The 21,880-nt window shown below is 66.8% G+C and carries 17 protein-coding genes, 1 tRNA gene and 1 pseudogene; 14 read left to right on the top strand and 5 right to left on the bottom strand.

The window, feature by feature from the left end; all coding sequences use genetic code 11:
- A partial coding sequence (gene uvrA, locus ACE5C1_RS15360; protein WP_374944945.1) for an excinuclease ABC subunit UvrA occupies window positions 1-2,491 on the top strand: 2,491 nt, incomplete at its 5' end.
- A 13-nt stretch (window positions 2,492-2,504) separates the two neighbouring features.
- Here uvrA and ACE5C1_RS15355 read toward each other — a convergent pair.
- Both ACE5C1_RS15355 and ACE5C1_RS15350 read right to left on the bottom strand, forming a co-directional pair.
- Window positions 2,505-3,296 carry a hypothetical protein gene (locus tag ACE5C1_RS15355; protein WP_374944944.1) on the bottom strand — a complete coding sequence of 264 codons (792 nt, stop codon included), beginning with the start codon at window positions 3,294-3,296 and terminating at the stop codon, window positions 2,505-2,507.
- Window positions 3,280-4,350 carry a DGQHR domain-containing protein gene (locus ACE5C1_RS15350; RefSeq protein ID WP_374944943.1) on the bottom strand — a complete coding sequence of 357 codons (1,071 nt, stop codon included), beginning with the start codon at window positions 4,348-4,350 and terminating at the stop codon, window positions 3,280-3,282. The genes ACE5C1_RS15355 and ACE5C1_RS15350 overlap by 17 nt, the downstream gene beginning before the upstream one ends.
- A gap of 151 nt (window positions 4,351-4,501) precedes the next feature.
- On the opposite strand from ACE5C1_RS15350, the gene ACE5C1_RS15345 reads away from it, so the two are divergent.
- Entirely contained in the window at window positions 4,502-4,918 is a 417-nt protein-coding gene (locus ACE5C1_RS15345; RefSeq protein ID WP_374944942.1) for a hypothetical protein, read from the top strand.
- Window positions 4,890-5,078, top strand: coding sequence for a hypothetical protein (locus ACE5C1_RS15340; protein WP_374944941.1), 189 nt, complete (start codon window positions 4,890-4,892; stop codon window positions 5,076-5,078). The genes ACE5C1_RS15345 and ACE5C1_RS15340 overlap by 29 nt, the downstream gene beginning before the upstream one ends.
- Window positions 5,079-5,084: 6 nt before the next feature.
- Here ACE5C1_RS15340 and ACE5C1_RS15335 read toward each other — a convergent pair whose 3' ends face one another.
- A complete protein-coding gene (locus tag ACE5C1_RS15335) occupies window positions 5,085-5,354 on the bottom strand; it encodes a hypothetical protein (protein ID WP_374944940.1) in 270 nt (89 codons plus the stop codon).
- A gap of 310 nt (window positions 5,355-5,664) precedes the next feature.
- On the opposite strand from ACE5C1_RS15335, the gene ACE5C1_RS15330 reads away from it, so the two are divergent.
- The 6 genes from ACE5C1_RS15330 (at window position 5,665) to ACE5C1_RS15305 (ending at window position 11,481) form a co-directional block, all read left to right on the top strand.
- Window positions 5,665-6,867: a hypothetical protein gene (locus tag ACE5C1_RS15330; protein ID WP_374944939.1), complete on the top strand. Its 1,203-nt coding sequence runs from the start codon at window positions 5,665-5,667 to the stop codon at window positions 6,865-6,867.
- Window positions 6,812-7,168 carry a hypothetical protein gene (locus tag ACE5C1_RS15325; RefSeq protein WP_374944938.1) on the top strand — a complete coding sequence of 119 codons (357 nt, stop codon included), beginning with the start codon at window positions 6,812-6,814 and terminating at the stop codon, window positions 7,166-7,168. Before ACE5C1_RS15330 ends, ACE5C1_RS15325 begins: the two co-directional genes overlap by 56 nt.
- A gap of 240 nt (window positions 7,169-7,408) precedes the next feature.
- Window positions 7,409-8,143: a 4-hydroxy-tetrahydrodipicolinate reductase gene (gene dapB / locus ACE5C1_RS15320; protein WP_374944937.1), complete on the top strand. Its 735-nt coding sequence runs from the start codon at window positions 7,409-7,411 to the stop codon at window positions 8,141-8,143.
- 5 nt (window positions 8,144-8,148) lie between these two features.
- A complete protein-coding gene (nth, locus tag ACE5C1_RS15315) occupies window positions 8,149-8,817 on the top strand; it encodes an endonuclease III (RefSeq protein WP_374944936.1) in 669 nt (222 codons plus the stop codon).
- A 44-nt stretch (window positions 8,818-8,861) separates the two neighbouring features.
- Window positions 8,862-8,938, top strand: a tRNA-Arg gene (locus ACE5C1_RS15310).
- A 383-nt stretch (window positions 8,939-9,321) separates the two neighbouring features.
- Window positions 9,322-11,481, top strand: a complete 2,160-nt coding sequence (locus ACE5C1_RS15305; protein ID WP_374944935.1) for a S8 family peptidase — start codon at window positions 9,322-9,324, stop codon at window positions 11,479-11,481.
- Between the two features lie 39 nt (window positions 11,482-11,520).
- Here ACE5C1_RS15305 and ACE5C1_RS15300 read toward each other — a convergent pair whose 3' ends face one another.
- Window positions 11,521-16,977 (bottom strand): autotransporter outer membrane beta-barrel domain-containing protein, encoded by a 5,457-nt coding sequence (locus tag ACE5C1_RS15300; protein WP_374944934.1) that lies wholly within the window; start codon window positions 16,975-16,977, stop codon window positions 11,521-11,523.
- Between the two features lie 594 nt (window positions 16,978-17,571).
- Between ACE5C1_RS15300 and ACE5C1_RS15295 the strand changes: the two are divergent.
- The 3 genes and pseudogenes from ACE5C1_RS15295 to ACE5C1_RS15285 form a co-directional block, all read left to right on the top strand.
- A pseudogene (locus ACE5C1_RS15295) lies at window positions 17,572-17,754 on the top strand (SagD family bacteriocin biosynthesis docking scaffold); the annotation flags it as partial.
- Between the two features lie 121 nt (window positions 17,755-17,875).
- A complete protein-coding gene (locus ACE5C1_RS15290) occupies window positions 17,876-18,376 on the top strand; it encodes a YcaO-like family protein (protein ID WP_374944933.1) in 501 nt (166 codons plus the stop codon).
- Window positions 18,377-18,483: 107 nt separating this feature from the next.
- On the top strand, window positions 18,484-18,711 hold the full coding sequence (locus tag ACE5C1_RS15285) for a hypothetical protein (RefSeq protein ID WP_374944932.1): 228 nt from the start codon (window positions 18,484-18,486) through the stop codon (window positions 18,709-18,711).
- Window positions 18,712-18,894: 183 nt separating this feature from the next.
- Here ACE5C1_RS15285 and ACE5C1_RS15280 read toward each other — a convergent pair whose 3' ends face one another.
- Window positions 18,895-19,368: a TspO/MBR family protein gene (locus ACE5C1_RS15280; protein ID WP_374944931.1), complete on the bottom strand. Its 474-nt coding sequence runs from the start codon at window positions 19,366-19,368 to the stop codon at window positions 18,895-18,897.
- Window positions 19,369-19,420: 52 nt separating this feature from the next.
- Between ACE5C1_RS15280 and ACE5C1_RS15275 the strand changes: the two genes are divergently transcribed.
- Window positions 19,421-20,401 (top strand): ATP-binding protein, encoded by a 981-nt coding sequence (locus tag ACE5C1_RS15275; RefSeq protein WP_374944930.1) that lies wholly within the window; start codon window positions 19,421-19,423, stop codon window positions 20,399-20,401.
- A partial coding sequence (locus ACE5C1_RS15270; RefSeq protein WP_374944929.1) for a VWA domain-containing protein occupies window positions 20,398-21,880 on the top strand: 1,483 nt, incomplete at its 3' end. The genes ACE5C1_RS15275 and ACE5C1_RS15270, both read left to right, overlap by 4 nt.

Genomic DNA, 21,880 nt, shown 5'->3' with positions numbered 1-21,880 from the left:
CGACCGCGTGCTGTCGCTGCCCGAGGGCACCCGCCTGCTCCTCCTCGCCCCCGTCGTCCGCGGCCGCAAGGGCGAGTATCGCAAGGAGCTGCTCGAATGGCAGCGCGCGGGCTTCACCCGCGTCCGCATCGACGGCACCGTCCACGAAATCGACGAGGCCCCCGCGCTCGACAAGAAGTACAAGCACGACATCGAAGTCGTCGTCGACCGCATCGTCGTGAGGGGCGACATCGCCACGCGCCTGGCCGACAGCTTCGAGACCGCGCTGAAACTCGCCGATGGCCTCGCCTATGTCGATCCCGCCGATCCGGTCGACGTCGCCACCCCCAAATCCGCGATCCTCGGCGACAACGCCCCCGACGGCCGCATCGTCTTCTCCGAGAAGTTCGCCTGTCCCGTGTCGGGCTTCACGATCAGCGAGATCGAACCGCGCCTGTTCAGCTTCAACGCCCCGCAAGGCGCCTGCCCCGCGTGCGACGGCCTCGGCGAGAAACTGATCTTCGACGAAGACCTCGTCGTCCCCAATCACGGCCTGAGCATCAAGAAGGGCGCGGTCGTCCCCTGGGCCAAGTCCAACCCGCCAAGCCCGTACTACATGCAGGTGCTGGGCAGCCTCGCGCGAGAATTCGACTTCGCGCTCGACACCCCCTGGGCCGACCTGCCCGCCGAGATCCACGCGCTGATCCTCCACGGCTCCAAGGGCAAGCCCGTCACCCTCACCTTCATCGACGGCCGCAAGAAGTACGACGTCGTCAAGCCGTTCGAGGGCGTCATCGGCAACCTCGACCGCCGCATGCTCCAGACCGAAAGCGCCTGGATGCGCGAGGAGCTGAGCAAATACCAGTCGAGCCGCCCCTGCGAGACCTGCCACGGCGCCCGCCTCAAGCCCGAAGCGCGCGCGGTGAAGATCGCGATGCAGGACATCAGCTACGCCACCCGCCTCAGCGTGGTCGACGCGCTCGCCTTCTTCACCGCCATGCCCCAGCACCTCGGCGACCAGCAGAATGCGATCGCCGAACGCATCCTGAAGGAAATCGTCGAGCGGCTCGGCTTCCTAAACAACGTCGGCCTCGACTATCTCAACCTCGACCGCACCAGCGGCACGCTGTCCGGCGGCGAATCCCAACGCATCCGCCTGGCGTCGCAGATCGGCAGCGGCCTATCGGGCGTCCTCTACGTCCTCGACGAGCCCTCGATCGGCCTCCACCAGCGCGACAACGACATGCTGCTCAAGACGCTGCGCCGCCTGCGCGACCTCGGCAACACCGTGCTCGTCGTCGAGCATGACGAGGATGCGATCCGCACCGCCGATTACGTCATCGACATGGGCCCCGGCGCAGGCGTCCACGGCGGCCAGATCGTCGCGCAGGGCACCCTCAAGCAGCTGCTCAAATCGAAGGGCAGCATCACCGTCGACTACCTCAACGGCACCCGCATGGTCCCACTGCCCGAGGAGCGCCGCAAGGGCAACGGCCGCCAGATCACCGTCCACAACGCCACCGCCAACAATCTGAAGGGCGTCACCGCCAGCCTCCCGCTCGGCACCTTCACCTGCATCACCGGCGTGTCGGGCTCGGGCAAGTCGAGCTTCACCATCGACACCCTCTACGCCGCCGCCGCGCGCGAACTGAACGGCGCGCGCATCCAACAGGGCAAGCACGACAAGATCACCGGCCTCCAGCATCTCGACAAGGTCATCGACATCGACCAGTCGCCGATCGGCCGCACCCCGCGCAGCAACCCCGCGACCTACACCGGCAGCTTCACCCAGATCCGCGACTGGTTCGCCGGCCTCCCCGAAAGCCAGGCGCGCGGCTACAAGCCCGGCCGCTTCAGCTTCAACGTCAAGGGCGGGCGGTGCGAGGCGTGCCAGGGCGACGGCGTCCTCAAGATCGAGATGCACTTCCTCCCCGACGTCTACGTCCAGTGCGACGTCTGCCACGGCGCCCGCTACAACCGCGAGACGCTGGAGGTGAAGTTCAAGGGCCACAGCATCGCCGACGTCCTCGACATGACGGTCGAGGATGCCGCGGAGTTCTTCAAGGCCGTCCCCCCGATCCGCGACAAGATGGCGATGCTGGTCGAGGTGGGCCTCGGCTACGTCAAGGTCGGCCAGCAGGCGACGACCCTCTCGGGCGGCGAAGCGCAGCGCGTGAAGCTCGCCAAGGAGCTGTCGCGCAGGGCGACCGGCAACACGCTGTACATCCTCGACGAACCTACGACCGGCCTGCATTTCGAGGACGTCCGCAAACTCCTCGAAGTCCTCCACGCGCTGGTCGAACAGGGCAACACGGTGGTGGTGATCGAACACAACCTCGACGTCATCAAGACCGCGGATTGGGTGCTCGACCTAGGGCCCGAGGGCGGCGTGAAGGGCGGCGAGATCGTCGCCCAGGGCACGCCGGAGGTGGTGGCGGCTGCGGCGGGGAGCTTCACGGGGCGGTATCTGGCGCCATTGCTGGGGCGGGGCGAGCGGGTGGCGGCGGTTTAGAATTGTGTTCGTGTTAGTTGATTGCGGCTAGAAAAGCTCGGCAGCTCTCGCTTCTGTTAATTAATTCAGATAGCCTATCTGAATGTTCACCGATGGACTGACGTGCGTTGTGCCTCGATTTGATAGAGAGCTGAGCACGTTTTATCGGCAAAGCCAACGCGGCGTAGTCCGGGTCAAAGCAGTATATCGGTATGGTATCTTTACAGTATCGATCAATTTGCTTAGAGAAGCTCTCATCTGCTGATGATATTCCCCTGGCACCGACTTGATCTATAAAGTATCTTCTACGATAGTTAATCCACTCTCGTTTGTCTTTCATCCAATTATAAGGACTCTCGCCTTCAATATTTTGAGATGTTAAGAGGTCGCGTCCTATAAATCTGTCTTGGTGAAGTGATATGGTAGCGTGGTGATCTCCCCGATATCGAGGCCCCGCTCGCTTAACAGGCTTCGCTCCGTACTGCACCTCGAGCGTGTAGATGTTTTTACAGCGTAGTATCGCTATACCATCGTTCGCCAATTCATCACGAAGAAAGAAGTAGATTGCATAGTACAACTTAATCAGCGCCCAAGACTCATGACCTTGATCAAGTCCAGCTAACGCTTGGAAGACTGTAATAATACCTTTGTCAAAATACGCTCCGGCGTCAACACTAAGCGCGGCCGATAACTGCGGTAAGTCTTGGTGGTTAATTGTATAATTCTCAAAGCTATGAACAAGTGTCAGCAACTGACTGGATGACTGACATCCAATCCGGCCTTCCACAAATAGCTGAGACAGATGACGATCAGAATTCGTATTCATCCTGATCCGCCAGCGAGCCAGTAAGGCTAGAACTCAAATACTCCGCTACTTTTTTCCGCGCAGTTTTTCCATCCGTACCCTGCAAGTCGTCCCAAGTCAGAAGAGAATACTCGTCCAAACGCAAAACATTTCGCATTGTTTCTACGGTGAATGACTTTCGTTCCGCGCATTTCAAAAGAAGCTTATCGCAGAGAAAATCTACAGCACCATTGAAGCCCGCCGCTCGAAAGAACGGATTGCCAGTCTGTGACTGCCATACTTTTTGAGGCTCATAGAAGCTTCTAATTGCCGCGAAAAAGTTAAACACGGCTGCCTTTTGTGCATCAAGACTCTTCAGCTTAACCCGTGAAAACTCACCATCTTTTTCAAGATGCTTTTTTAATGCCGTAACAAACGTCGATAACTCAATTCGACCTACTCCTCGCGGAGCACCTGGAAACTTAATTAACTTGTATAGTGGAGATAATGGGTCCTCGTTCAGTGACTCCGCTATGTCAGTAGCCCTGTTAATTGCATGAGCGGGATCACCCTCAACTTCCCCAAATAAATCGAAAATAAGGCTTTTTGGGACCGGCCGCTGTTCCGTATTTATGTTTAGAAATATACCGGCGGCTTGCGGTGTAGTTAGGTTGGTGCACAAGGTTACAATGATATCTCGCTCGCCGACTGTAGCATCTTCCTTCATCGCCTCTTCCAGGCCGGTAATTCTATGCTGGCCGTCAATAACCTGGGCAGAAGATGTAACAAGCGGTATGTTAATCTTGCCTTCGTTAACTCGAACAGGATATGTTTTATCAGTCCAGTTTAGAATGAACGAGTTAAAAAATGTGTTTCCGTCTAGAATATACGACCTTATCTTTGCAATGCGAGCCTTACTCAAAACTCTCTGAACTGCACCTTCCTCTTCGTCTACTCCGCGAACGGCGACGTAACTCACGTCTACTAAATCACTCACCTTCATCGAAAAGGTGTAAGCCGGAATCTCGCCAAACTTCGTGGCGAAGCAGGGTGTTTTATATGAAATTATGTTCTGGGCAGATGATGGAGTCGGCATAATTAATCCTTGGGGTGCAAGCTAGATTACGACGGACCACGGGCAAATTGCAACGCTCGGATAGTTTTTCGGACACCCGCGACACCGCGGCCTACCCCGCCCCATCCTCGTCGGCGGCGCGGCAGTGGAGTATTTCTCCGGTAGCGCGTTGATGACGGGCGATGTCGACCTCACCTCGCCGGTGCAGCCGGAGCTGGAAGAGGAACTCGTTCGCCTCGGCTTCACCAAGCCCGAAGGCATCGGCCACACCCCGCTCGGCTGGATACACCCGGACCTCCGGCTCGGCTTCGAGGTCGTGGCCAGCACGCCGCTGGGCGGCACCGCCGACTTCGCCCGCATCAGGCTCGTGCGCCCACCCGGCGAAACCGCCGTGTTCCGCATCCTGTCGGTCGAGGACATGATCGCCGATCGCATGGGGCAATACGCCAGCGGCGCGGCCCCCGAAATGGGCGAGCAGGCAGCGATCCTCTTCGCCCTGTACCCCGACCTCGACCGCGCCTATCTTGACGCCCGTATCCGAACCGAAAGCTGTGGCGACTATGGCATCGACGACATCCCCGCCGCCTGACGAGCCCGCCATCATCGACATGGAGGAATTCGGACGCGAACTGATCGCGCGCCGCGCCGCCGCCGGTAGCCCGACGGTCCCCCGCAACAGGGGCACCCGCCGCACCCCCTCCAAACGCGCGCTGCTCGCGGCGATCGAGAAGGCGGGCGGGCGCTGGTAGTCTGCGCTACTTGCGCAACAGGTCGCCCGCATTGTCCCGGTAGCGCTTGCCATCCTTGTCGCCGTTCCAAGGATCGCCGAACGCGCGCGGCGAAGGCGGGTCTACGCCTCGGCTCAGGCTGACACGCACCGCCGCGCGCTCGGCGCGATGCGCTCTCGCCTTGTAAGCCTTCTCGCTTTCAGCAGTGGTCACCGGCATGATCGGCGAGGTTCGGCGGCTCCGGCTCACGTTCCATTTCCAGTAGCGGCGGTTTTCATGTGTCAGGATGACCGCCAACCCCGCGGACAGCAGCCCATCTTGCGTTTCGCTCCGGCTGAGGCGGCAATCAAGGCAAGACCGCCAAGATCCGACATATTGCATGCCATGGCGCAGGCCAAGGCAATCGCTCCATTGTGGATCAACATCCCCACGCCTATGCCCGCCGCGGCAGATTCGCGTCGCCGCCGGTCGTCGCTGTAGCGACGCCGGCGAGCCCCGCAGTCCGCTCCCAATTTGCTCGCGCAAATTTCTTCGCCACCAGGGCTGTCCTACAACCCCCGCTTCGGCATACCCATCCGGTCCCCTTATGTTCCACACGGAGACCCGCATGTCCGACGAAGCCCCCACCCCGCTCCCGCCCGAACTCGAAGCCGCCATGGCCAAGATCAACAACGCCATCCAGCCCTCCACCAACATCGACGGCTGGACCGGCGCGCGGCAGAAGCGCTTCCTGGAGGCGATCGCCGACGGAGAAACCGTTCGCGACGCGTGCCGCGCGGTGAAGCTCTCGGCCGCTTCCGCCTACGCCTTTCGCCGCCGCCCGAAGGGTCGCGCCTTCGATCTCGGCTGGCGCGGGGCGGACCTGCTCGCGCGCGAACGCGTCGCCGCCGACCTGCTGATCCGCGCCGTGGAAGGCCAGACGGTCGAAATCACCCGCGCCGACGGCTCCACCGTCACCAAACACCATCACGACAATCGCTTGGCGGTGCAGATGCTCAACCGCCTCGATCGCTACGCCGACGCGAGCGAGCGCACCGCCCCCGGCCACGCCGCGCGCCTCGTCGCCGCCGATTTCGACAGCTATCTGGAGATCGTCGGCGCGGAGGGCGGCCCGGCGCGCGCGGGGCTGTTCATGCTCGCGCGCGAAGGCAATGAAGCGGCCGAGCTCGAACCCGTCCTCGCGCTCGCCCGCGCCGATCGCATGATCCGCTGCGGCACCGCGGCCGACGACGTGCGGATCGCCGATCTCGATCCCGCCGCCCGCGGCGACTGGACCGCCGAGCAATGGACGCGCGCCGAAGCCGCCGGGCTCCTCGTCCTCGCGCCCCCGCCCGCCCCCGAACCGGAGCCTGCTCCCGAACCGGAACAACCCGCGGTCACGCGTCAACCGGTGTCAACGTCCGCCCACGATGACTCGCTCGGCGCGCCCGGCAGCCCGGTCTGGTACGACGATGCCGCCAGGCAGTGGCGCACCCATTTCGCGCCTCCGCAAGACTTCGCCGGCGACGAAGATGGCGAATGGAGCGACGAGAACTACGAGCGTCAGCTGTCTTCCGAGGAATGCGCCGCGCTCGGCCTGGTCGAACCCGACAGCGACGAGGCGCTGGCCGAGGCGGAGGCCGACCGCGACGCCAGGTTCGCCGCCAACGCTCCCGCAAACGCCACCCCCGCGCCGCGCGATGCGCACGAGCCGGGAACACCCGCCCCCGCCGAAGGGTTGGACGCGCCTGACCCCCTTCACACGAGGCACGACCATGGCCACCCGGCGCAAGCAGACCCCGAAACGCACCCCCGCGAAGAAGCCCGGTGACCGCCGTTTCGGCGTCGGGCTCCTGTCGGCGGGTGCTGCCGCGATCGGCATCGGCGCGACGCTGCTCGCGGTCGTCCTCCGCCGCGCCAGAACCGCGCCCGAGGGCCACCCCGCCCCCGACCTCTCGCCGAAGGCCCCCGCCCCGGTGCCGGAAACCCGCGCGCCCGAACATTTCCGCCCCGATCCCACCGCGGTGCCCACTGCCGAGGAACGCGAAGCCCTGCGCCCCGCCACCGGCCACGCCACCGGCTTCGCCGCCGACCGCGGCTCCGCCTTCGCCGACCCCCAGGACGCGGCGTAAAAACTTATTTCTCCCCGGAACGGAGTTCGGGGTTGGATTGCCCCCGGCAATCCAAGATCGTGCCGGGGGCACGATCGACCCCGAACTGGGGACCAGCCGCAGGCTGGTGGAGGGGCAGCTCAGCAGCATCCCCGCTTGTGGCTGCCCCTCCCCCACGCACTTTGTGCGCGGTCCCTCTCCCCGTTCCGGGGCGCACCAAACACGCTGTCCCCCACCCCACACCTATGCCAAGGAACGCCCATGACCAGCATCGGCATCTACGGCAGCGACGGGCGCATGGGCCGCGCCATCACCGCGGCGATCGCGATCGAGGGCGCGACGCTGGCGGGCGGCAGCGACGCGGGCGACGATCCCGCCCCGCTTGCCGCCGCCGCGCAGGTTCTGGTCGATTTTTCGGTCCCCTCCGCGCTCGCCGCGCACCTGGCCGCCGCCCGCGCCGCGCGCACCCCGATCGTCGTCGGCACCACTGGGCTCCCCGCCGCCGCCCACGCGCTGATCGACGAAGCCGCACGCGACATCGCAGTGCTCCAGACCGGCAACACCTCGCTCGGCGTCACCCTGCTCGGCATCCTGGTCCGCGAAGCCGCAGCCCGGCTCGGCGCCGACTGGGACATCGAGATCGCCGAGATGCACCACCGCCACAAGGTCGACGCCCCCTCGGGCACCGCGATCCTGCTCGGCGAGGCCGCGGCGGCGGGGCGCGGCACGACGCTCGGCGAAGTTCGGGTCGACAGCCGCGCCGGGCTGTCGGGCGCGCGCAGCGAAGGCACGATCGGCTTCGCGTCGCTGCGCGGCGGCTCGGTAATCGGCGATCACCAGGTGATCTTTGCGGGGGACGGCGAGCGGATCGAGCTCTGCCACCGCGGCGACGACCGCTCGATCTTCGCCAAGGGTGCGGTGCGCGCCGCCCTCTGGCTCGCCGGCCAGCCCCCCGGCCGCTACCGCATGGGCGACGTGCTGGACCTGAAAGACTAGGGGCCGTGAAGAAGCAGGACGTCTTCGAATTCTACCGGCGGCTGGCGGAGGCCGATCCCGATCCGCAGACCGAACTCGATTACCGCAACCCTTACACCCTCGTCGTCGCGGTCGCGCTCTCCGCCCAGAGCACCGACGCCGGGGTCAACAAGGCGACCGCCGCGCTCTTTGACATCGTCGACACCCCCGAAAAGATGCTGGCGCTCGGCGAGGACGGACTGAAGGCGCATATCCGGACGATCGGCCTGTTCAACACCAAGGCCAAGAACGTCATCGCCCTGTCGCGGATGCTGGTCGAAGAGTTCGGCGGCGAGGTGCCGGACGACCGCGACGCGCTGGAGCGCCTGCCCGGCGTCGGGCGAAAGACCGCCAATGTCGTGATGAACGTCGCCTTCGGTGCCGAGACCTTCGCGGTCGACACCCACATCTTTCGCGTCGGCAACCGGACCGGCCTGGCGCCCGGCAAGACCCCGCTCGCGGTCGAACTGCAACTGGAGGCGGCGACTCCCCAGCCCTTCCGCCGCCACGCCCACCACTGGCTGATCCTCCACGGCCGCTACACCTGCAAGGCCCGCCGCCCCGAATGCTGGCGCTGCCCCGTCGCCGACCTCTGCGCCTTCCAGCCCAAGACCCCGCCGCCGCCCCCGACGCCACCCCCGACGCCGCCATGCTGAAACGACTGGCATCCGGCGAAACGCTTTGCTACGCCCCTGCCCAGGCACCCGTAGCTCAGCTGGATAGAGCGCTGCCCTCCGAAGGCAGAGGCCACTGGTTCGAATCCAGTCGGGTGCACCACCATCGCTGCGGCAGGACCGCGCGACCGATCGGCACTGCCATCGCCCGGACGATTGCAAACGCGACACGCATGTCGGCGGCCAGTCTTCATGTTTATCAAGATCATAAGGCTCGTGCAGAGTTGTTAGGTTGGCAATACTGTAGATAACTTTGTTTGGGTCATCAATTACGGTTAAAGACGCATTCACCATCAAGTAAATAGCAGTTAAGTTTATGTTTTCAGTTGCTGACTATTCGACTCCCCAGAGACTTGGGGATCAGCCATGCAACATCTTCGCCTTTCCGTCAGCGTATTCGCTCTCGCATCGCTAAGTGCCTGCGGTGGCGGCGGCAGCATCAATTCCAGCGGTTCCCAAGCACCTGTCGCGGCTCTGCCGATCGCCGTGCCGCCCCCGGCGTCGACGGTCCCGGCGGGTGCGGCGCCCACGCTTCCGGTATCGTCGCCGGGCTATGCTGCGGGTGCTGCGGCGCCGGCCGGTTCGATCCTGACCCCCGCCGCGATGCAGCCGGTTCGCTCCGCCAACGACACCGCCGAATTCCGGCAGAACTACGTCGCCAACGAATTGGTCAACGCGCTCTATGCCCTCGACCACGGCTGGACGGGCCAGGGCGTCACGGTCGGCGTGCTCGACGATGGCGTGAACACCGCGCTCCCGGCGTTCAAGGATCAGATTTCCAGCCTGTCGAAGGATTTCGGCTACGAGACGCAGAACGGCGTCACCACCAAGCGCGACCGGCTGAGCGACACGCAGTCCGATCACGGCACCGCGATCGCCGCGATCATCGCCGCCCGGCGCGATGGCGACACGACGGTGGGCATTGCCCCCGACGCGAAGATCGCGATCCTGCGCACGTCCGACTACAATTACACCACCGGCGCCGAAGCGCTGGCGCACGACGGCGAGGCGCTGGACTATGCCGCCGACGCCGGGATCAAGGTCGTCAACAGGTCGCTGGCGTCGCAGGGCTTCAACGTGTCCCTGCGCAACGCCGCGGCGCATTACGCCACGACCGGCGGCCTGCTGGTCAACGCCGCGGGCAACAGCGGCGGCGACAATCCGGTCGACGCGGTCAACGTCGACGCCACCAACCGCGACGCCTGGCTGTTCGTCGTGGCGCTCGACCCGCAGGTGCAATCGTCCTACGCGCTCGCCGCCTATTCGAACAAAGCGGGCAGCATGGCGGACCGCTCGATCACCGCGGTGGGCACGAGTATCACGACGCGGGTCGACGGCTCGATCACCGGGTTTTCGGGCACCAGCGCCGCGGCGGCGCAGGTTTCGGGCGTAGCGGCGACGATCCTGAGCAAATGGCCGCAGCTGACCGGCGTGCAAGCCGGACAGGTCATCCTTGCCACCGCGCGGGACATCGGCGCACCGGGGGTCGATGCGACATTCGGCGCCGGGCTGATCGACGTCCAGGCGGCGCTGTCGCCGGTCAACCCGGTGCTGTCCAACGGCTCGGTGCAAACCGCCGTTGCGAGCGCGGTCCTGGCAGCCCCGGCGGCGATCGGCACCGGATCGATCCAGACCGCGGTACGCAACGTCACGGTGCTCGATCAATACGGCCGCGACTTCAGCGGTTCGCTGGCAAACTTGGTCGTCACGCCCGAAGGTGGACGCGCCGCGTGGCTGCGCACGCGGCTGGCTCAGATGGTCAACGGCGGATCGAGCGCGTTCGGTGCGGGGCCGGTCAGCGCGACCGTCGGTTATGCGAGCTATCGCACCGGCACCGCGCGTGGCGACGTCCATCAGGTGATGACGTCGGGCGAGCTGCACTATCGGGCAGGTCGCACAGGCATCGGCGCGGGCTTCAACGCCCAGGATTCGCTGCAGCACGACATCATGGGCCTCGCGCCGTTCGCCGACGGCATCCTGGCATATGTGCCGCAAGCCGGAAACAGCTTGTCGCTCGATCGCGCGACGCCCGCCGGCAGGATCGGCATCAGCTTGGCCAGCGGTAGCTTCGGCGCCTCGCGCGGCCAGGCGGCGACGATGTCGTTCGATCGCGGCGCGACCTCGATCCGCGCCTCGTGGATCGACGAGACCGGGTCGGTAATGGGCGTCGTGTCGTCGGGCGCACTGTCGTTGGGTCGGGGCGCCCGGACCGCGATGATCGAGCTGCACCACAGCATGGGCCTGGCCGCAGGCTGGACCCTGGAAGGCTATGGCTCGATCGGCGCCACGCGGCTGAAAATCGATCCGGCATCCATCCTCACCGGCGCGTCGACGCTGTGGGGCACGCGCGCAGGGCTCCAGGCGAGCGGGCCGCTGCTGCGCGGCGTTCTGAGCTTCGGCATCGCTCAGCCGCTCACCATCGAGAGCGGCCGCGCGAAGCTGACCTTCGGCACGGGATACGATCTGGCATCCCGCTCGCTGCTCGTAAGCTCGACCGCGGCCGATCTGGCGAGCAGCACACGGCGGCTGCAACTCACGACCGGGTTTTCGCGCGGCACCGCGCGGTCGAACTTTCGCATGGGCGTCATGCGCGACATGTCAGACGGCACGACCCGCGGATTGGCCGGCTATTCGCACGCTTTCTGAGATTTGGGGCGATCTCGAGGAGGAGATCGCCCCCGCCCGTCACATGCGGATCTTCAGCCCGATCGAACCGCTCGTCGAATGGCCCACAACACCCTGCCCATCGTCGAGCGACCGGCGATAGTCGGCCTCGCCGTACAGCGCCACGCGCGGGGTGAGCGACCAAGTGAGGCCGGCGCCGCCCTCGCCCCATAGTGCCGAGGTCGGCGTCCGCACCGCGGTCGTTGACGCGCTGGTGACGAACAGCGTCGTGTCGGTCGATCCGAACGCCTTCCAAAGATTGGCGCGCAGGTACGGCTGGATCGCCCCCGAGCCTGTCTCGTAACGGCCGCGGGTCCGCAGGCCGATGCGCCCGGTCAACTGCCCGCGGTCGCGCTGCTGCACCAGGGCGTTGGGGATCGCGACATCATCGAGCGACGTGCCCTGCGCGACAAGCTGTGCTTGCGGTTCCAGCACCCAGGTCGACGACAGCGGGATCGCATAGCCCGTCTCGACCGACGCCAGGATGCCGGTGCCGTCGATACCGACCCGATTGCCGCTGACCGCCGCCGCGCGACCGCCGTACCAGCTGTGCTGGACGACGCTGTCGACGTAGAAGCCGCTGTTCGCAAGGTACGTCCAATAGACGCCCGCATAGGTCGTATGCGGGTCGAGCCGGCCGACCGCACGGCCCTGCACACCGCCGGCAAAGCCGCTGACGTCGAACTTGCCGTCGGTATAGCCGCCATAGATGCCGACGTCGTGATGCCCGCTGGCGTTTGCGAAGCGGAACAGGTCGACGCCGATTTGGAAGCCGTAGAGGTGGCCGTCGGTCGTCGGTCGCGCGGCGCCGCCCTGCCGGAAACGACCGTCGTCGTAGATCGCCCGCCCCCACAGCCCGGGCCCGGTGAAGTCGTCGGCGACGGCGCCATAGGCGTCGCCGCGCCGCTGGTGATAGGTGCCGAGCATATCCAGATCGCCACGACGCAACGTGCCCTGCAAGGCCGCCAGCAACGGCACTTCGACGCGATAGGTCGTATCGACCGGCGGCGGACCGGCGTCGATCGGCGGCGGCGTCGGAGTAGGCGTCGGCGTGGGTGTGGGCGTCGGGGTTGGCGTGGGCGTTCCGGTCTGGGTCGAAGCCTGGGTGCGCAGGAAGAAGCTCTGGCTCGTTCCCGCGGTGTTCGACGCGTACAGCCGGTATTCGAACGCGCCCGCATCGACATGCTGGCCTGCCAGCGTGAAGCCCGCTCCGGTGGTCGTCGCGGTCGTCGTGCCGCCGTTGATCGCGCTGACCAGTTCGATGCCGTCGCCCGTCGTCTGCGCGCCCAGGCCGCCTGCATTGGTGACCTGGATTGCGGTCGTCCCGCTCACCGCGCCACCATCGATGATCAGCCGGTCGGACGGTGATCCGTCGCTGGCCAGCACGGTCTGGAGCTTGAGCGTTCCGCCCTGCCCAACGTAATTGCCGCGGATCGTCAGCGTGTCGGTCGCGCCCGACGTGCTGTTGGTCAAGTCGATCACGCCGGCGTTGACGACGCTGGCGGTGCCCCCGGTCGCCGCGCCGATCGTGCCGCGCACCCCGTTGCCCGCGAACAGCGTGGAGGTGGCGTCGATCGTTGCGGTGCCGCCCGCCAGGATCAGGTCGCCGTCGGCGGTGAGCGCCGAGCCGTTGATCAGATTGACCGCGTTGAAGCCGGTGATCCGCCGCGTGCCGGTCGAGGTGGTGGCGTCGAAGGTCAGCACGTCGCCGCCCGCGGCGGTTCCACCGCCGGCGATCGCGGTGACCCCCGACAGATTGGCGTCGGTTAGGCCACGGAACGTCGCGGTATCGTTGCCCGCACCCGCGCCGAACGCACCCGCAAGCGTGCCCCCGGTCATCAGGAACGTGTCGTTGCCGCCGCCGAGCGTCACCGCCCCGGTGATCGGGCCCGACGTTAGCGTCACCGCCTGGCCATTGTCGCCGCCGCTGATCGCGGTCGCCGAGGCCGACGCCGCGGTGATCGTACCCGTGTTGGTGAACGCGCGAGTGCCGCCGGTCAGATCGACCACGGGAGCAGCCGTGCTGGCCGAGACCAGCGTGCCGCCATTGGTGGCGAGCGATGCAGGCCCCGCGACCAACGCCGACCCGCCCAGCGCGTTGGTCACGTCGACCCGCCCTGTCAGCGCGACATTGCCGCTGGTATTCGCACGAACCCCGTTCGCGCCGGCGCCACTGGCGGTGATCGCATAGCCGCTGCCCAGCGTCAGATCGCTGGCGATGGCGGCGCCGCCCGTCCCCGAGAAGTCGAAGCCGGTGCTGTTCGCTCCGGCGGCAGTCAGCGTCGCGGTCGATGCGGGGTCGAGCGCCACCGCGGTACGCACCGCCGCGCCCGATCCGTTGGCAGTCAGCGCGGTGCCGTTCAGCCGGACGGCCGAGGAATTGGCGGCGTTCTCGATGCCGTTGCCCGTGCCGTTCGTGACGATCGTGCCGGTTCCCAGCGTCAGCGCGCCCGCTCCGGTGTCGACCAGAACCGCATGGGCGGTACCGCCGCCGGTGAAGCTGCCGGCGCTGTTCACCGACGCGCCGTTGACCAAGCGCAGCGCGGCGATGCCGTCGGCGACAGAAACCGCGCCAGTGCCCGTGCCGCTCAACGTCGATCCGACGCCGTCGACCAGGATGCCGGTGCCCGTGGTCAGTGCGATCGCGCCGTTGTTAGTGAAGGCGGCGCCCGACGCAATCCGCACGCCGGTGCCGCTGCCCGACAGCGCGCCGGTGTGCACGCCCGTCGTTCCCGTACCCGCAAGATCGATGCCGATGCTGTTGGCGCCCATGCTGATCGCGCCGCTGTTGGCAACGCTCGCGCCGGTGGTGGCGACGATGCCCGTGCCGTTCGCGCCGGTGAAGGCGATCGCGCCGGTATTGGTCAGTTGCGCCTGATTGCGCACGACATAGCCGGTGACGTTCGCGAACGACGACGCCAGGTCCGCCCCTGCGATCAGGCTGGTCGTGGCGACCGGCGTGCCGATGGCGAGACCATCGATATCATGCGCCTGCCCGTCGACGACGGCCGCAATCGTGTTCGCACCGGTCAGACGGATGTCGCTCGTCGCGCCGGTAACGCCTGTCGCGCCGCCCTCGATCAGCAGCCCGGTCGCGCCCGCGCCCGAGACCGCGATCTGGACTCCCGCCGCATCCACCGTCGTGCCCGAGGACGCACCCGAACCGACGATGCCGAACGCATTCGCGCCCGAAACCGTGAACGCGAAATTGGCGCCGCGTACAGTCGCCCCGCTCTCGACGCGCAGGCCGGTCGAGCCCGCGGTATCGACATCGGTCATCCTCGATCCGCCGGTGATCGTCGATCCGTTGCCAAGTGCGTAGTAGCCGATCTGGCGTGCACCCTGAAAATCGATCGTGCCGTTCGCACCGACGTCGACGGTGCCGCCGTTGCGTGCATGCGCGCCGATCGCGCCTTCGCCGCGCAAGGTGATGGCCCCGTTCTGCTGCGCCGACGAAGATGCGTTGGCGACATAGATGCCGTAATTGCGCAACCGGTCGACAGAAATTCCGCCATTGATGACGATCGCGCCGTCGTTGACCGCGCGCGCCGATCCATCCGCGACGCCGTTGGCGACGAGCAGGCCGACGCTGTTGACGCCACTGATCGTGATCACGCCGGTCGCGGTGTTGGTCGCGTTGACCGCACCGGCGACGCTGCTGCCCAGCACCGAAATCGCTGCGTTGCGCCGCACCGGCGTCGTGGTGGGCGAGGCGTCGAGCGTGATCGTCCCGCTGTTGGTCGCGGTGCCGCCGTCGCCGCCGACCTTGATGCCGGTGGCGTTCTGCGCCAGCGAGCCGACCCGGATCGCGCCGGCATTGAGCAGCGTGCCGCCGCCGGTGAGCGAGGTCATTCCCGAGGCGGAGTTGATCGAGACCACGTCGGTCACCGCCGCCAGATCGGCCGCGGTCTCGGCGAAGGTCGTGCCAACCCGGATCGTCCCGCCGGCCGCATTGGTCGCGGTGCCGCCGGTGATCGCGACCAGACCCGCCGCGCCGCCATAGCTCCCGGCGTTGTTCGCCGCGACGCTCGCGCCGCCGCCGATCAGGATCGTGCCGGTATTCGATGCGCTCGCACCCGAACCCGCGACGATGCCGACGTTGGCCTTGCCGTAGGTCGGGTGATCGGGATCGTTGGCGATATCGCGATTGGCGACGTTTATGATGCCCCCGTTGCTCGCCGACGCACCATTGGTCGCCAGGATCGCGACGTTGTCGGTGGTATCGCCCTTGCCGTTCAGCCCGGTGGGCACGAGCGTGCCGCTCGACCGGTCGAGCGTTTCGTAGCCGATGCCGATGACGCCGGTGGCCCCGTTGGTCAGCGTGGTGCCGGCGCCGTCGATCCGGATCGCCGGGCCGGCGCCCGCCTGCGCGATGTTGCCATTGGTGACGATCGTCGCGGCGTTCTCGCCCAGGATCAGCGTATTGCCGCCGTCGGTGTTCTTGTCCGCCTCCGCCATGCCGACGAGTTGAGAGTCTGCGGTGGTCGTGAAGGTCGATGCGTTCACCCGCGCGAACAGCCGCTCGCTGGTCGTCTTGGGCGCGCGGAACCGCGGAATTTCCTCCTGCCGGACGACGACCGTCGTCTGCGAAACCGGTGCCGCCGCCTGGATCATGCTCTCATATTGCGCCGGCGTGATCGCGCCTGCCTGAAGCTGCGAGATCAGGCTGGTGTTGTAGCGCTTGAGACTCGCCAGATCGGTTACGCTGTCGTTGCCGTTGAACGCGACGCCCGAAAAGGTCGTGACCGACACCAGATAGTCGCGCGTCGCGGGCTGCGCAAAGCCGTCCTGGCTGATTCCGCTCATCGTCGATGTGCGCGAATCGTACACGACGTTGCTCGCGGCCTTGATGTTATACAGCGTCGATCCGCTGTCCGCGGTCACGATCGCCATGTTGGCGGTGTCGTAGACGTCCTTGGCCTTGCTGCCGGTCGAGATGGTGATCGTGGAGTTGGTGATGTCGGCGAGGCGTAGGTCGCCGTAAACCGGGCTTTTGGTATCGAAATACGATGTCGTGTCGCGGTCGGTAGCGTTCACTGCACCGAGCAGATTGTTGTCGTACACCGGGGTGGCGACGTTGGTGCCCTTGATCTGGTCGGGATAGGTGACGACCGTACGCTTCTGCTCGGCGCCCAGCGCCACGCTGACGCGCCCGTCGACCGTCTCGTAGCCGGACACGATCTCGCCGCGCGCCTGGCGCTCGGCCAGCGTGAAGCCGTTGAAGCGGAACCGCCGCGCGCTGGTGTCGCGCAGCTTGTAGTCGCCGGTGATCGTGCCGGTCGTACCGGTCTGGGTAATGATATCGGCGCGACCGGGATTGGCGCCGCCGCCATTGTCCGCCGCTGGGGTGTAGCGCGATTTCAGCGTGTCGGCGGATGCCGATGCTGCGCCGATGCTCAGCATTGCGATGAGCGAAATGCCGCTCAGCGTGTTGCGGCGAACGCTTTTGCTCGAATTGGCTACGGAACGATTGATCATAAAGCAAACCCCTGGCGTCGTGGGCGACGCATCTGTTTTCCCGACCGGTTAACGCGTCATACGCGATATGGCGCCGATGGAGAAAAAAATGCTGCACGCAATTTACCGGCGGCAACACCCACGTTGAACGGGAAAGAACCGTACGTGCAGGTATTTGGCACTAAAACGAGACACGTTGCGCCGCCGACCTTCATAAAAACAGTCACACGCTCCACGGTCGCCGCGGACGATAAATGGTTAACCCAAGGCGTCAATACAGGATTCGCCGCGACTCGGGCGCGACTCGTTCGACGGCGCTCGCGCAAGGGAGCGCACGCGCAATACTCTACAAGATTGCTCCATCTCGACAGGTGAATGCTCGATACCACTTGCTCAGTAGCATCATCAGACCCCCCGATTGGTCGCTGGCCGTGCCGTTATGCTGAATACGCCGCAAACTGCCGCGGCCTTCATCGACATACCCAGGCTCGCGGATACGACCGGACTTGATCGCCTCGACATTCCGGTCTGTCACGCCACACGGCCGATGAGCAAATCGCTCTCCGTTCCGGAGAGCAAGGGCCCCGATCGATCGCGGCATCGATCGGCGCCCTCATGGAAGCGATCGAAACCCATCACGCCGAAGAGCTTGCCGAACCGCAGGCGCGCGCCTCCGCGCACGACCTGGATAAGGAAACGCTGGCGCTGACCGCACGTCTGCAAGCGGACAACGCGACCGGGTTCGATCGCCATCGTCCGCGTAGCTGGGTCGATGCGCCGGACCTGACATCGGGCCGTTCGCAAGCGGTTTCATTCGACCTGGTGAGCCTGGACTTCACACGCGCCGACGCCCACGACCTCTCGCCGCACAGCACGGCCTGGACTCGGGCGAAAGCCGCGAGGCGGCGCTGCTGTCGCCTTGAGCGAGTTGGTCGGACGCGATTCGTTCGCAAGCTGGCTGCGGTCGCCGCCGGCGGTGCGCGCAACGTCGCGGGTTCGGATCGACACGATCGAGGACGCGGGCTGTGGCAGGCTGTTTACCAACATTGCGGCAGGAAACTGTTCGGCGATGGTGTGGAACCTTGCGCCGCCGCGAGTACTGCCCGCCCCCCGAGAAATCCCGCCTACGCCGCGGCGATCCTCGATCGTATGCCGGGGGGGACAGGGATTGCCGCCCGCCTTCGGGGCTGCCGCGCGGTGCGATGCCGCCGCTGCGGTTCACGCCTCTGTGTGCGAGGCGGCCCAATCGCGGGCCGAGCTGCTCGCGGGCGCGCGAGACGACATCGTCGAGGCGCAATACGATCGTGGGCGGCATCTCACGGCGCGAATCGAAACTTTCGGCTTCCTGCCTGCCGAACGCCGGTTCCGAGCGGAGTCCACCGCCGACGACGCTAGGATCGCCCGACGCTCGCCTGACTGATCGACACGCTGGCCCGGCAGGGTCTCGGCCCCCTTCTTGCCGTGAACCTGACCAACCCGAACGCGTCATCCCGGTCTTCAAGGTCGTCGCGCCGGCGCTTGCGGGATATGACGACGATCTGGCGCGCTGGCGACGGTGAGTTCCCATCTACGCGCAATTGTCTTCGTCGGTCCGACGCTGCCCGATCGCACCGCACCCCGCCGCCCGGCATCGACGTGCACCCGCCCGCGCGCTGCGGCGATATCGCGGCAGCTGCCGCGGCGGGGGCCGCCGCGATCGGCTTGATCGACGGCGTCTCCGAGCACGGCCGCAGCGTCTGGCGCAAGGAATCATGATCGGTCCGGACCTGCGCCGTACCTTAAACGATCTGGCCGCCGCGCTGCACTTCAAGGATCGGACATGGGCCACGCTGATCGTCGGCTGACTAGCTCCCGTGCGCGCAAGTCGGCGGCAAGCCTACGCCGGTGCCGCACCTGCGGTTGGCGAGGGACCGAGCTTGGTTAGCCTGAGACCGACACTCACCGCGCAAAAGGCGCATTCAGCCGGACGATCGCGCGGTTGAGCCAGGCCGCAAAGGTGACCCAGAGCAGATAGGGCAGGATCAACAGGCTCGCGAAATGCGAGATCGGCCACAATCCGACGACGAGCGCGACCAGCGAGGCCCAGAGGAACACCACCTCCACCAACGCCCAGTCGGGGCGGCGTGCGCGGAAGAACAGCGGGCTCCACAGCAGGTGGCAAACCGCGTTGGTGGCGAACAGGATGACGACATCGCGGCGCGCGTCGCCGTCCGGAGCGGCGTTCCAGGCGATCACCGCCGACCACGCGGCCAGCCCCAGGATGATCGTCCAGGCCGGGCCGAACGCCCAATCGGGCGGCTGCCAAGACGGCTTGTTCAAATCCTTGTACCAGCTGCCGATCGGAGTCATCAGCCCTCCGACCGCGCCCAGAAAGATCGCCACGGCGACAGCGACGATGACCGGTGTCGACATGATAGGGCGGTGTCCGGCTTGTGGAGTGTCAAGTTGGTGATACACATCCGCGATGCGCGTGTCCTTCCCCTTTTCCGCGATCGTCGGCCAGGACGAGATGAAGCTGGCGCTGCTCATCGCCGCGGTCGACGCGCGGATCGGCGGCGTGATGGTGTTCGGCGACCGCGGTACCGGCAAATCGACGGCGGTGCGCGCGCTCGCCGCGCTGCTGCCGCCGATCCCGGCGGCCGAGGCGGGTTACCATCCGGCCGGTGAGGCACCCGTTCGCAGCAAGGCGACGACGCCGGTCCCGTTCGTCGACCTGCCGCTCGGCGCGACCGAGGACCGGGTGGTCGGCGCGCTCGACCTGGAACGCGCGCTCGGCGCGGGGGTGAAGGCGTTCGAGCCCGGGCTGCTCGCGCGCGCGAACGGCGGGTTCCTCTATATCGACGAGGTCAATCTGCTCGAGGACCATATCGTCGACCTGCTGCTCGACGTCGCGGCTTCGGGCGAGAATGTCGTCGAGCGCGAGGGGTTGAGCGTGCGCCATCCCGCGCGCTTCGTGCTGGTCGGCAGCGGCAATCCGGAAGAAGGCGAGCTGCGCCCGCAATTGCTGGACCGGTTCGGGCTGTCGGTCGAGGTGCGCACCCCGCAAGTGCTGGCCGAGCGGGTCGAAATATTGAAGCGTTGCGACGCGTTCGAGCGGACGCCCGATGCCTTCGCCGCCACCTGGACCAAGGCGGAGCGAAAGACGCTGAAGCGGATTGCGCACGGCCGCGCCGCGCTGGTGTCGGTGGCGGTGCCCGATGCGGTGCTGGGACTGGCATCAAGGCTGTGCATCGCGGTGGGCGCCGATGGCTTGCGCGGCGAGCTGACGCTGATGCGCGCGGGCCGCGCGCTGGCGGCGCTCGACGGCGATACCGCGGTCGGGCCGGGGCATATCCGCCAGGTCGCGCCGATGGCACTGCGCCACCGGCTGCGGCGCGGAGTGCTCGACGAGACCGGATCGACCGCGCGGATCGAACGGGCGCTCGACGACCTGATCCCTGCATGAGCGAAGGCGGCGATCCGTTCGCCGACGCGATGCTCGCGGCGCGGTTGTGCGCGATTGACCCGGGGCTCGGCGGGATGGTGCTGCGCGGCGGCGGCGACTTGCGCGATGCGGTGATCGATGTGCTTCGCGGCGATTTGCGCGAAGACGCGCCGCTGCGCCGGGTGCCGCCGCATGTCGATGACGAGGCGCTGCTCGGCGGGCTCGACCTCGCCGCGACGCTGGCGCGCGGGGTCGCGGTGCGTCGCGCGGGGTTGCTGGCCGGAGCGGACGGAGGGGTCGTGGTGATGCCGATGGCCGAGCGGGTGTCCGACGCCACCGCGGCGCGGATCGCTTCGGTGATGGATGTGGGCGAAGTCGAGGCGGCGGCTGCACGGTTCGTATTGATGGCGCTGGATGACGGGGTCGAGCCGGACGAACGCGCGCCTGCGGCGTTGCTGGAGCGGGTGGCTTTTCACATTGATCTGTCTCGATCCTTCCCGGTCGGGGGTGGGGGACCGTGGGCGACGCCGAGGGTGGAGGGGCAGCCCCAAGCAGGGCAGCCCGTGGAACTGCCCCTCCACCACCAGCTTTCGGCTGGCGGCGCCCCTCCCCGTGCCGGGGAGGAATGCAGCGTCGAACACCTGACCGCGCTCGTCGCTACAGCGGCAGCGCTTGGCGTCGACTCCGCCAGAGCCTCTCTTTTCGCGCTTTGCACCGCTCGCGCCGCGGCCACGCTGGCAGGCAGGTCCGCGATCGCCGACGAGGACATCGCCCTCGCCGCCCGCCTCGTCCTCGCTCCGCGCGCGACGCGGATACCCGCGCCGGCGGACGCGGAGAGCGAGCCCCCCCCTCCCCCGCCCCCCGAAGATCACGACGGCGGCGACGAGGAACGCGGCGATCCCGCGCCGCTCGACGACATCGTCCTCGCCGCCGCGCTCGCCGCCTTGCCCAAGGACGTCCTAGCACAGATCGCGGCGGGGGGCGGTTCGCGCAAGGCGGTCCGCGCGCACGGCGGCGGCGAGCGGCGCAAGTCGAACGCGCGGGGGCGACCGCTCGGCGTGCGTGCCGGGCTGCCGGGCGGCGGGCGGCGGTTAGCGCTGATCGATACGTTGCGCACCGCAGCACCGTGGCAGCGGCTGCGCGGCGGCGAGCCCGGGCGCGTCCGCATCCGCCGCGACGACCTGCGCGTCCGCCGGTTCGAGACGCGCGCGCAAGCGGTGACGATCTTCGCGGTCGATGCGTCGGGCTCGTCGGCGCTCGCCAGGCTTGCCGAGGCCAAGGGTGCGGTCGAGCTGCTGCTCGCGCAGGCCTATGTCACCCGCGCCGAGGTCGCACTGCTGGCGTTTCGAGTGGTCGGGGCGGAGGTGCTGCTGCCGCCGACGCGGTCGCTGACCCGCGCGCGGCGAGCGCTTGCCGAGCTGCCGGGGGGCGGCGGCACGCCGCTGGCGGCGGGGCTCGAAGCGGCGCGGTTGCTCGCGGAGGCGGCGCGCGCGCGCGGGC

Source organism: Sphingomonas sp., assembly GCF_964263785.1.
Lineage (GTDB): Bacteria > Pseudomonadota > Alphaproteobacteria > Sphingomonadales > Sphingomonadaceae > Sphingomonas.
Note: the sequence above shows the minus strand (reverse complement) of the source record. Positions and strands in the feature narration are given on the sequence as shown.

Bases quoted from the DNA above. Each gene is read 5' to 3' on its own strand.
- ACE5C1_RS15355 (WP_374944944.1), bottom strand. From the start codon at position 3,296: ATGAATACGAATTCTGATCGTCATCTGTCTCAGCTATTTGTGGAAGGC.
- ACE5C1_RS15350 (WP_374944943.1), bottom strand. From the start codon at position 4,350: ATGCCGACTCCATCATCTGCCCAGAACATAATTTCATATAAAACACCC.
- ACE5C1_RS15345 (WP_374944942.1), top strand. From the start codon at position 4,502: ATGACGGGCGATGTCGACCTCACCTCGCCGGTGCAGCCGGAGCTGGAA.
- ACE5C1_RS15340 (WP_374944941.1), top strand. From the start codon at position 4,890: ATGGCATCGACGACATCCCCGCCGCCTGACGAGCCCGCCATCATCGAC.
- ACE5C1_RS15330 (WP_374944939.1), top strand. From the start codon at position 5,665: ATGTCCGACGAAGCCCCCACCCCGCTCCCGCCCGAACTCGAAGCCGCC.
- ACE5C1_RS15325 (WP_374944938.1), top strand. From the start codon at position 6,812: ATGGCCACCCGGCGCAAGCAGACCCCGAAACGCACCCCCGCGAAGAAG.
- dapB (WP_374944937.1), top strand. From the start codon at position 7,409: ATGACCAGCATCGGCATCTACGGCAGCGACGGGCGCATGGGCCGCGCC.
- ACE5C1_RS15300 (WP_374944934.1), bottom strand. From the start codon at position 16,977: ATGATCAATCGTTCCGTAGCCAATTCGAGCAAAAGCGTTCGCCGCAAC.
- ACE5C1_RS15285 (WP_374944932.1), top strand. From the start codon at position 18,484: ATGACGACGATCTGGCGCGCTGGCGACGGTGAGTTCCCATCTACGCGC.
- ACE5C1_RS15280 (WP_374944931.1), bottom strand. From the start codon at position 19,368: ATGTCGACACCGGTCATCGTCGCTGTCGCCGTGGCGATCTTTCTGGGC.
- ACE5C1_RS15275 (WP_374944930.1), top strand. From the start codon at position 19,421: ATGCGCGTGTCCTTCCCCTTTTCCGCGATCGTCGGCCAGGACGAGATG.